This is a genomic window from Intrasporangium sp. (genome assembly GCF_039812505.1).
Classification (GTDB): Bacteria; Actinomycetota; Actinomycetes; order Actinomycetales; family Dermatophilaceae; genus Intrasporangium_A.
Genome location: NZ_JBDIAQ010000154.1, coordinates 1 through 8,324, shown reverse-complemented (window position 1 = coordinate 8,324; position 8,324 = coordinate 1). Strand labels below are relative to the sequence as shown.

Below are 8,324 nucleotides of genomic sequence, written 5' to 3'. Positions count from 1 at the left end.
AGTTATTGCAGTGCCGCAGTAAGTGCGGTTAGGATCGAGGCATGACTCGTACCGTTGATCACACGTCGATCTCCGAGTCGGTCCACGCTGCCCGCTCGGCGCTCGACCGTGTCGACGCCGCCGCACCCGTTGCGGCCCTGCCGCTGCTCCGTGAGGCACAGCAGCAGGTGACCCGGGCGCTCGACGAGGCGATGGCCGTCGCGGTGACGACCGAGGGTGCGACCATCAGGGCGGCCGGTCAGCTCGCAGGGCTCACCGAGAACGCCGTGGGACCGCGCCTGGCGCGCACCAGGCTGCTGGCGGCATACCAGTCTGATTCTGGTCGCGTGACCGCAGCGGGAGTCGAGCGGGCCCGCTACGACCTCGAGGAGGGGCGGCACCGCACGTCCGACCGCGAGGACACACCGACGCCGTTGCGCTTCCGGGCGCGACGGACCACCTGACGCGGACCGCTGCGCCGGCCGAACCACAAGGGGATTCACGATGACCGACCCGAGCCTGACCCACATCTACTTCCTGCTCGACCGATCCGGCTCGATGCAGTCGATCAAGACCGACACGGAGGGCGGCTTCGACGCCTTCATCGAGGAGCAGCGCCGAGCGCCGGGCCAGTGCCGGGTCACGCTGGCGCAGTTCGACACCGAGTACGAAGAGGTCTATCGCGACCTCCCGGTCGCCGAGGTGCCGCCGCTGCAGCTGCACCCGCGTGGGTCCACCGCGCTGCTCGACTCGATCGGGCGCCTCGTGGGCGAGGCAGGTGCCCGGCTCGCCGCGCTGCCCGAGGAGGCGCGGCCGGGGACCGTCATCGTCGGCATCATGACCGACGGCTACGAGAAGGCCTCACGCGAGCTGACCCGCCCGCAGATCAAGGCGCTCATCGAGCAGCAGACCAACGACTACAGCTGGCACTTCCTCTACATGGGCGCCGACCAGGACGCGATCGAGGTCGGTGCGGGCCTCGGTGTCAGCGCCGCGAACTCCATGACGTATGCGCGCGGCCGCGTCGCTGCCGCGATGACGGCGACCTCGACGAACATCAGTCGCACCCGTGCGGCCGCGGCGCGGGGCGCCAGCCGCGAGGAGATCGATGAGCTGCTCACCTATTCGCAGGAGCAGCGCGGCGCGGCCGAGTAGTTCGGGCCGACGCCCTCGCAGCCACTCACGGGGTCGCGCGGTAGATGGCCATGGCCGGGCAGAGCTTGATCGCCGTCGCGGCATCCTGGGCCGTGACCATCGGGTCCCGCACGATCGGGTAGCCCCACTCGTCGAGCTCGATGTTGCGCGGCAGGACCGCGGCGCAGACTCCGTGGCCGGTGCACGCGACGCGGTCGATGCGCAGCTCGACCGCTGCGCCGTCGGCGGCCTCGAGGGCGCGGCGCGTGGCCGACTCAGCTCGGGAGGACATCGGCCATCCTTCCTCTCGGTTCGAGGCAGTAGCCGACGACGTGCCCTTCGAGGTGCTCGCGGTAGACGGTCAGCGCCGAGGCGGCGAAGCGACCCACCCCGTCAGGGAACCGACAGGCACCTCTGCCGGGCAGCAGACCGGCCCGGGCCGAGATGCTCTGGAGCAGTGCGGCGCTCGGGCGTTCCGCGAAGGCGCGCCAGTCCGCTGCGAGCGCCGGCACGCCGAACATGCACGGGCCGCACTGGCCCGCCGACTCCCCCGCCGCGTACGTCAGGAACCGGTCGACGAAGGCGACCGGGCACTCGCTGGGCGCGACGACCTCGACGACCCCCGGGCCGGTCCCGGCGCCGAACCGCGACAGGTCGGCGGTGGACCAGGTCAAGCTCGGGACCGCGCCGGCGGGAACGAAGCTGCCGCCCAGACCACCGACCAGGATCGCCTCGACATCGTCCGGCACACCGCCGACCACTGCGAGCAGGTCCGTCAGAGGCACACCCGCCTCCGTGTCCAGGACGGCTCCCCGAGCCGCCGACCCGTTCACGCTGACCAGTCGCGGCCCCGGCTCGTCGGCCGTGCCGAACGAGCGCAACCACCCCGCTCCGCGGTCCGCGAGCTGGGCCACGCGCCATACCGTCTCGGCGTTGAGGACGACGGTCGGGCTGATCCGCCGGCCCGAGGAGTCCCGGCCGCCCTGGACGAACGGGGTTCGCTTCGTCATCGGCCGCGCAAGACCACCCTGGGCGAGCGAGATGAGCGACGACTCCTCTGAGGAGACATACCGTGCGGGTACTTCGAGGACGGAGAGGCCGGCCCCGCGCAGACGGTGCGCGGTCGGGGAACCGCGGTGAGCGGCATACCGGATGGTGGAGGTGCGACGAGGACTGAGCAGCCTTGCGCCGTGGACGAGCTCGTCGAGATGGTGCTCGACGACCCAGCCGTCCTTGGCGGCGCCGATCTCGCCGTCACAGGCGTTGACGATGAGACGTGCATGGTGCTCGAGTGCGGCCTGGAGCTTGACAGCGGTCGGGAAGCCGGCGCCGCCCCGACCGGTGAGGCCTGCGTCGCGAAGGAGCAGCGCAAGGGTCTCGCTCATGACCACTCCTGGGAGGCGACATGGCGTCGTCGGTCGCTGTCGTGGTGGGAGGCGCCGGTGCGCCAGAGGATCGCGACGACTCCAGCGACTGCGCAGGCGACGGTCGTGAGGCGCAGGATCGGCTCGTCCGCCGTGCCGAGCATGAAGCTGTGGAGGATCGACAGCGGCCAGAGCCCGTATGCCGCCCAGTGCACGACGCGCCAGACCCGGTCGGAGAGCCGTCGCGGAGCAGTGACGTGACGACGACGGCGATGCCGATGTCGAACGCGATGGTGCCGAGCCCCATCCAGAACGGCTCGTAGCCGGAGGTGAAGGGGATGAACGCGGCGATGAGGTCGATCGACACGAAGGTCTCGACGACGGCGGTCGCGACGTGCACGAGGATGAAGATGGTCATGCCGAGGGACAGCCACCGGTGGAGCGCCATCGCGATCGTCGCCCCCTCCGTGGTGCGCGCACCCCGACCTGACATGACGACGCCCATGATGACGACGGCGGTGAGCAGGACGATGCTCAGTGTGCCGGTGGCACGTGACGTGTACCAGAGCAGCTCGTTCACGATGCGGTCCGGTGCTCGAGGTGGGGACGTGGCCAACCCGGAGTCATGACGGTCCGGCCGTCGACGGAGTCGAGCCGGGCGGCGAAGCCCTGGCGCTCGAGCCATGCCGGCGCGTCCGGACCGAGCACGATCGCCGCGGTGGCGGCGGCGTTCGCCTCGACCGCGGTGGGGGCCGTGCAGGTGACTTGCGCCCAGGTGGCCCCGGCGGTCAGACCGGTGCGGGGGTCGACGATGTGGTGGCGTTCGCCGCTCGTCGAGGTCCATCGGCGCAGCTGGGTCGACGAGGTCGCCACCGCCTGGCCGGTCGAGGCGACCACCTGGAGGATCTGGCCGCGGGCGTCCTCGATCCCGATCTGCCACCCGGCGGGTGGGGTCTCACCGGCGATGGCGATGTCGCCACCGAGGTCGACGAGGAACCCGCCGGGCAGCTGAGCCGGCAGGAGGGCGGCAAGGACGTCAGCGGCATACGCCTTCGCGGTCGCCCCGAGGTCGAGGAGGGTGCCGCGCCGGACGGTCACCCGCCGCGTGGCGGCGGAGAAGTGGACCGAACCCCAGCCGGGCACGGCGGCACGGCGGGTGTCGGGATGCGGGAAGCGGCGGGCTCGGACGGCGTCGATGTCCGCGTCGTAGCCGCTCGCGACGACGGCCGCACCGATGGTCGGGTCGACGAGCCCTCCGGTGGCCCGCGCCATCCGCAGCGCCGTCTGGAGGTGGTCGGCGAAGATCGGGGAGACGAAGGCGGACGCCGGTCCTCGCCGAGCCCGCGCGGCGAGGAGCGACACCTCGGAGTCGGGGCGGAAGCGCGAGACGGCCTGGTCGAGCGCGGCGAGGTAGTCCTGCGCGACGCGCGCGGCCGGCGCGGCGGCCGTCGGATCGGTCGCGACGATCGTGTGGACCGAGCTGATCGCCCGGAACGTGGCCCTGCCGAGGAGCGGTTCGGCAACGGGGTCGCGGCTCATGATCCGTGCGTCGTGACTTGGGGCACGCCCGAGCCGGGCGCGAGCGAGCCGGACGAGCTGGAGCCGTTCTGGCTGGGTGCGTTCTGGTTGGACTGGGTGACCTGGTTGTTCTGGTTGCTCTGGCCGTTGTTCTGGACCGCTTGGCCACCGTCGTCGTCGCCTTCGTCGTCGCCACCGAAAAGGGTCGACGCGCCGTCGTGGTCGTTCTCGTCGTCGTGGGAGTGCCTGTCTGCCTTGGTCGAGCTCTGGCCGTCCTGTTGCTGCGTCTGCTGCGTCTGCGAGCTGGTGGAGCTGGTGGTTGTCGACGTCGCTGCCGCTACGGAGGCTGCATGGTCCTGGGCGAGGTGGACGCCGAGAAAGCCGGTCACCGCGGTGCTCGCGGACAGGATGCCGACCGTCAAGGAGCGCGCTCGACTGAGTGCGGACAGTCCCATGGTTCCTCCTCTGGGGGTGGTTCGTTCTTCAACGATTACCCGTGAACCTGAGCAGGAGGTATCAGAGCTGGTCCGCGTTGCTGTGAATCGGCTAGGAGGCGACGGGCTGCCCGTTCGCGGCCTTCGGGTGGTCCTGGCGTGGGCCCGCGCGCCTGGGTTCGGGATGGCCCGTGACCTGCTGGCGCATGGCGGCGGCGGTGACGAGCGACGCCCAGGTCGCCGCGACGACGAGGTAGGCCACCTGGCGGACATCGACGGATGCCCCGGCCGCCTCGAGCAGGGTCCGGAGGTTCGTCACGACGATGAGGCCGCCGACGCCGGTGCCGAGCACGGGCGCGGGCAGGCGGCTGACGAGCCAGGCGGCTGCGGGCGCCGCCACGAGTCCACCACCCAGCAGCACCAGCACGTAGCCGAAGTGGATGCCGGATGTCCCCAGGCCGACGAGGAACGCGACGCTCGCCGCGGCGGTCACGAGGAACTCCGAGGTGTCGACCGAGCCCACGACGGTGCGTGGCGCCGTACGCCCGGCCGACAACAGCGTGGTCGTCGAGACCGGCCCCCAGCCACCACCACCGGTCGCGTCGACGAAGCCGCCGACGAACCCGAGCGGGACGAGGAACCGACTGCGGTGCGGGGAGACCCGGGCACTGGCGACCGGAGGTGGCCGCAGCGCGAACCGGGCCAGCACATAGACACCGAGGACGAGCAGGACGCCGGCCATCACCGGCGCGGCAGCGGCAGTGGACAGGTGCACCAGCAGGGTGGCGCCGAGGAAGGCCCCCACCGCACCGGGCACGCCGAGGCGGAGCACCAGGCGACGGTCGACGTTGCCGAGGCGCCAGTGCGAGACGCCGGACGCGACGTTCGTGCCGAGCTCCGCGAGGTGGACCGAGGCGCTCGCGAGGGCCGGGGTCAGGCCCAGGGTCAGCAGCAGCGAGGACGACGTGGCGCCATACCCCATGCCGAGGGCACCGTCGACGAACTGCGCGAAGAACCCGACGACACCGACGAGCAGCAGCGTGCTCACGCGACCTCCTCCCACTCGTGCGCGAGGCGCACGACGTCACCGACGACGATGACGGCCGGGCTCTCGACGCCGCGTGCCGCGGCGAGCACGGCGATCGTGTCGAGCGTGCCCACCGTCGTCCGCTGCGTGGGCGTCCAGCCCCGCTCGACGACAGCAACGGGGGTATGCCGCTCACGTCCGTTCGCGACGAGCAGCGCGGCGGTCTCGTGGAGCCGCCCCACACCCATGAGCAGGACGAGTGTGTGGTCGGAACCGGTTGGCAGCGAAGGGATCTCGTCGTGGCCAGTCACGACGCTGAAGGCGCGGGCGAGCCCACGATGGGTCACCGGGATGCCGGCCGCCGCTGGGACGGAGACCGCGCTCGTCACGCCCGGCACGACCTCCACCGGGACACCGGCCGCCTCGCAGGCGAGCCGTTCCTCGCCGCCCCGGCCGAGAACGTAGGGGTCGCCGCCCTTGAGCCGGACGACCGCGCGTCCGAGCAGGGCCTGCTCGACGAGGATCTCGTTGATCCGCTCCTGCGGGATCGGGTGGTGGCCCGGTGTCTTGCCGACGTCGATGACCTCGACCGAGTCGGGGAGTCGGTCGACCACGGTGCGGGGTGCGAGGCGGTCGACGACGACGACGTCCGCGGAGCGGACCAGCTCGTGTCCGCGGGCCGTCAGGAGCCCATCGGCGCCCGGGCCTCCGCCGACGAGCGCGACCCAGCCGATTCCCGACCGAGCTCGCCTGCGGCGCAGGTCGATTCGCCCGGTAGCGACTGCGATGGCGACCGCGTCGGTGACCCCGCTGGCGCGACGCGGGTCGCCGGCGGCATACGTCGAGATGGTGACCCGGCCGTCCGGGGTGGTCACGTCCGTGCGGGCGGGGACACTCGCCCGGGTGGCGTCGGCGTCGGTCGCGTCGACGCACCAGGTCCGGGCCGCGTCGGCGTCCTCGCGGACGGCGCGGTCGGTGATCGGGTCGCCGGTCGCGGTGTGCACGAGCCAGGCGCCGTCGAGGTCGCGCGCACCCCCGTAGTCGCGAGCCAGCCAGGTGATGTCGCCGCTGCGGACGAGGTCGTGGAGGTCCTCGCACACGTAGGGCGCGATGACGGTGACGTCGGCCGACTCGGCGACGAGGGCGCGGACCCGGCGTGCGGAGACCGGGCCGCCGCCGACCGCGACGACCCGGCGGCCGGCGAGGTCGAGGACCACTGGGAACGCCGAGCGGGTCACGGGCGTGGCCCTTCTGCGAGAACTGGCCCTTGGGCGGCGAGTGGCCCGCGGACGGCACGTGGCTCCTCGACGGTGGAGCGGCGGCGAGCCATGCCGGCGGCGAGCGTGGCACCGTCGTGCCCGTCGATGAGCAGGAAGGCGCCACCCGGGCGCGACACGGCATAGGCCTCGATCGGCAGGGGCTGCGCGAGACGCAGGGTGACGTGGCCGATGTCGTTGAGGGACAACGACTCTGCCGGGACGGAGTGCAGTGCGTCGAGGTCGAGCCGGCCCTCGATGGTGCGCACGACCGCCTGGACCGTGCGGGCGCCGTGCTTGACGAGGGCGCGTGCGCCGGGTCGCAACGGCGTCTCCCCGAGCCAGCAGACGAACGCCGCGACGTCCTGGGTGGACGCCGGCACGTCGTGCGCCGAGACGATGACGTCCCCCCGGGAGACGTCAAGGTCGTCCGCGAGCTGGACGGTCACCGACTGCCGTGCCACCGCTTCGTCGAGCCGGCGCTCACCGACCGCGATCCCGGTCACGCTGGTGCGCAGGCCCGACGGCAGCACGACGACCTCGTCACCGACCCTCACGGAACCTGAGGCGACCTGCCCTGCGTAGCCGCGGTAGTCCCGCCAGGCCTGCTCCCGGGCCGCGGCCTGCGGCCGGAGGACGAGCTGGACCGGGAGACGGAACGACCCTGTCACCACCTCGGCCGACGCAGGCAGGGTCTCGAGGAGCTCGAGCAGCGCCGGACCGGCGTACCACGGGGTGCGCGAGGACCGCGCGGCGACGTTGTCCCCGTCGAGCGCCGAGACCGGGATCGCCCGGGCACCGGTCACGCCGAGGTCGTGGGCCACGGTCTGCAGCTGCGACTCGACCGCGCGGAAGACCGACTCGGAGAAGTCGACGAGGTCGATCTTGTTGACCGCGAAGACGACGTGCGGGACGCGGAGGAGTGCGGCGACGGCCAGGTGTCGCCGAGTCTGCTCGAGGACCCCCTTTCGGGCGTCGATGAGCAGGACGATGACGTCCGCGGTCGACGATCCGGTCACGGTGTTGCGGGTGTACTGGACGTGGCCGGGGCAGTCGGCGAGCACGAACGACCTTGTGGCGGTAGCAAAGTAGCGGTACGCGACGTCGATGGTGATGCCCTGTTCGCGCTCGGCGCGCAGGCCGTCGGTGAGCAGCGCGAGGTCCGCGGCCGTCAGGCCCCGCTCCCGGGACACGCGCTCGACCGCGGCGAGCTGGTCGGACAGGACCGACTTGGTGTCGTGGAGCAGTCGCCCCACGAGGGTCGACTTGCCGTCGTCGACGGACCCGGCCGTCGCGAGGCGCAACAGGCCGTGCTGACCCAGCTCGGCGGCATACGGGCTGGCGGTGAGGATGGTCATCTCAAGGTGTCCTTGTCATGGGGCCCCCGCGAAGTATCGGAGCGAGGGACGAGCGGAGAACTTCGTGGGGAGCTCAGAAGTACCCCTCCTTCTTCCGGTCCTCCATGGCGGCCTCCGAGATCCGGTCGTCGGCGCGGGTCGCGCCCCGCTCGGTGAGCGTCGACGCGGCGACCTCGAGGACGATCTCGGCGTTCGTCGCGGCGGCGGACTCGACCGCCCCGGTGCAGGACATGTCCCCGACGGTCCGGTACCGC

At 72.1% G+C, this 8,324-nt stretch carries 11 protein-coding genes and 1 pseudogene; 3 read left to right on the top strand and 9 right to left on the bottom strand.

All coding sequences use genetic code 11. The annotated features are described in order from the left end of the window. The first annotated feature begins 41 nt into the window (after positions 1-41). Complete coding sequence (locus WMI84_RS15345; protein WP_347354646.1) at positions 42-443, top strand: hypothetical protein; 402 nt, start codon at positions 42-44, stop codon at positions 441-443. 40 nt (positions 444-483) lie between these two features. After that, the gene (locus tag WMI84_RS15340; protein WP_347354645.1) at positions 484-1,134 is read left to right on the top strand and encodes a vWA domain-containing protein; all 651 of its coding nucleotides are present in this window, start codon (positions 484-486) and stop codon (positions 1,132-1,134) included. Positions 1,135-1,159: 25 nt separating this feature from the next. Here the strand turns inward: WMI84_RS15340 and WMI84_RS15335 are convergent, their stop codons facing one another. The 3 genes from WMI84_RS15335 to WMI84_RS15325 are packed head-to-tail and all read right to left on the bottom strand — an operon-like array spanning position 1,160 to position 2,692. Next, positions 1,160-1,405 (bottom strand): ferredoxin, encoded by a 246-nt coding sequence (locus WMI84_RS15335; RefSeq protein ID WP_347354644.1) that lies wholly within the window; start codon positions 1,403-1,405, stop codon positions 1,160-1,162. Further along, positions 1,389-2,498: an NADH-ubiquinone oxidoreductase-F iron-sulfur binding region domain-containing protein gene (locus tag WMI84_RS15330; RefSeq protein WP_347354643.1), complete on the bottom strand. Its 1,110-nt coding sequence runs from the start codon at positions 2,496-2,498 to the stop codon at positions 1,389-1,391. Before WMI84_RS15330 ends, WMI84_RS15335 begins: the two co-directional genes overlap by 17 nt. Then, positions 2,495-2,692: a hypothetical protein gene (locus WMI84_RS15325; protein ID WP_347354642.1), complete on the bottom strand. Its 198-nt coding sequence runs from the start codon at positions 2,690-2,692 to the stop codon at positions 2,495-2,497. Before WMI84_RS15325 ends, WMI84_RS15330 begins: the two co-directional genes overlap by 4 nt. A gap of 123 nt (positions 2,693-2,815) precedes the next feature. Between WMI84_RS15325 and WMI84_RS15320 the strand changes: the two genes are divergently transcribed. Further along, positions 2,816-3,106: a hypothetical protein gene (locus WMI84_RS15320; RefSeq protein WP_347354641.1), complete on the top strand. Its 291-nt coding sequence runs from the start codon at positions 2,816-2,818 to the stop codon at positions 3,104-3,106. On the opposite strand, the gene WMI84_RS15315 is transcribed toward WMI84_RS15320, so the two are convergent. The 6 genes and pseudogenes from WMI84_RS15315 to WMI84_RS15290 form a co-directional block, all read right to left on the bottom strand. After that, entirely contained in the window at positions 3,054-4,016 is a 963-nt protein-coding gene (locus tag WMI84_RS15315; RefSeq protein WP_347354640.1) for an FAD:protein FMN transferase, read from the bottom strand. The genes WMI84_RS15320 and WMI84_RS15315 overlap by 53 nt on opposite strands. After that, positions 4,013-4,417 (bottom strand): hypothetical protein, encoded by a 405-nt coding sequence (locus WMI84_RS15310; protein ID WP_347354639.1) that lies wholly within the window; start codon positions 4,415-4,417, stop codon positions 4,013-4,015. The genes WMI84_RS15315 and WMI84_RS15310 overlap by 4 nt, the downstream gene beginning before the upstream one ends. A 124-nt stretch (positions 4,418-4,541) precedes the next feature. Further along, a complete protein-coding gene (locus tag WMI84_RS15305; RefSeq protein ID WP_347354638.1) occupies positions 4,542-5,477 on the bottom strand; it encodes a sulfite exporter TauE/SafE family protein in 936 nt (311 codons plus the stop codon). Next, entirely contained in the window at positions 5,474-6,694 is a 1,221-nt protein-coding gene (gene cobA, locus WMI84_RS15300; protein WP_347354637.1) for a uroporphyrinogen-III C-methyltransferase, read from the bottom strand. The genes WMI84_RS15305 and cobA overlap by 4 nt, the downstream gene beginning before the upstream one ends. Beyond that, positions 6,691-8,070, bottom strand: coding sequence for a GTP-binding protein (locus WMI84_RS15295; RefSeq protein WP_347354636.1), 1,380 nt, complete (start codon positions 8,068-8,070; stop codon positions 6,691-6,693). Before WMI84_RS15295 ends, cobA begins: the two co-directional genes overlap by 4 nt. A 73-nt stretch (positions 8,071-8,143) precedes the next feature. Continuing rightward, a pseudogene (locus WMI84_RS15290) lies at positions 8,144-8,324 on the bottom strand (sulfate adenylyltransferase small subunit); the annotation flags it as partial.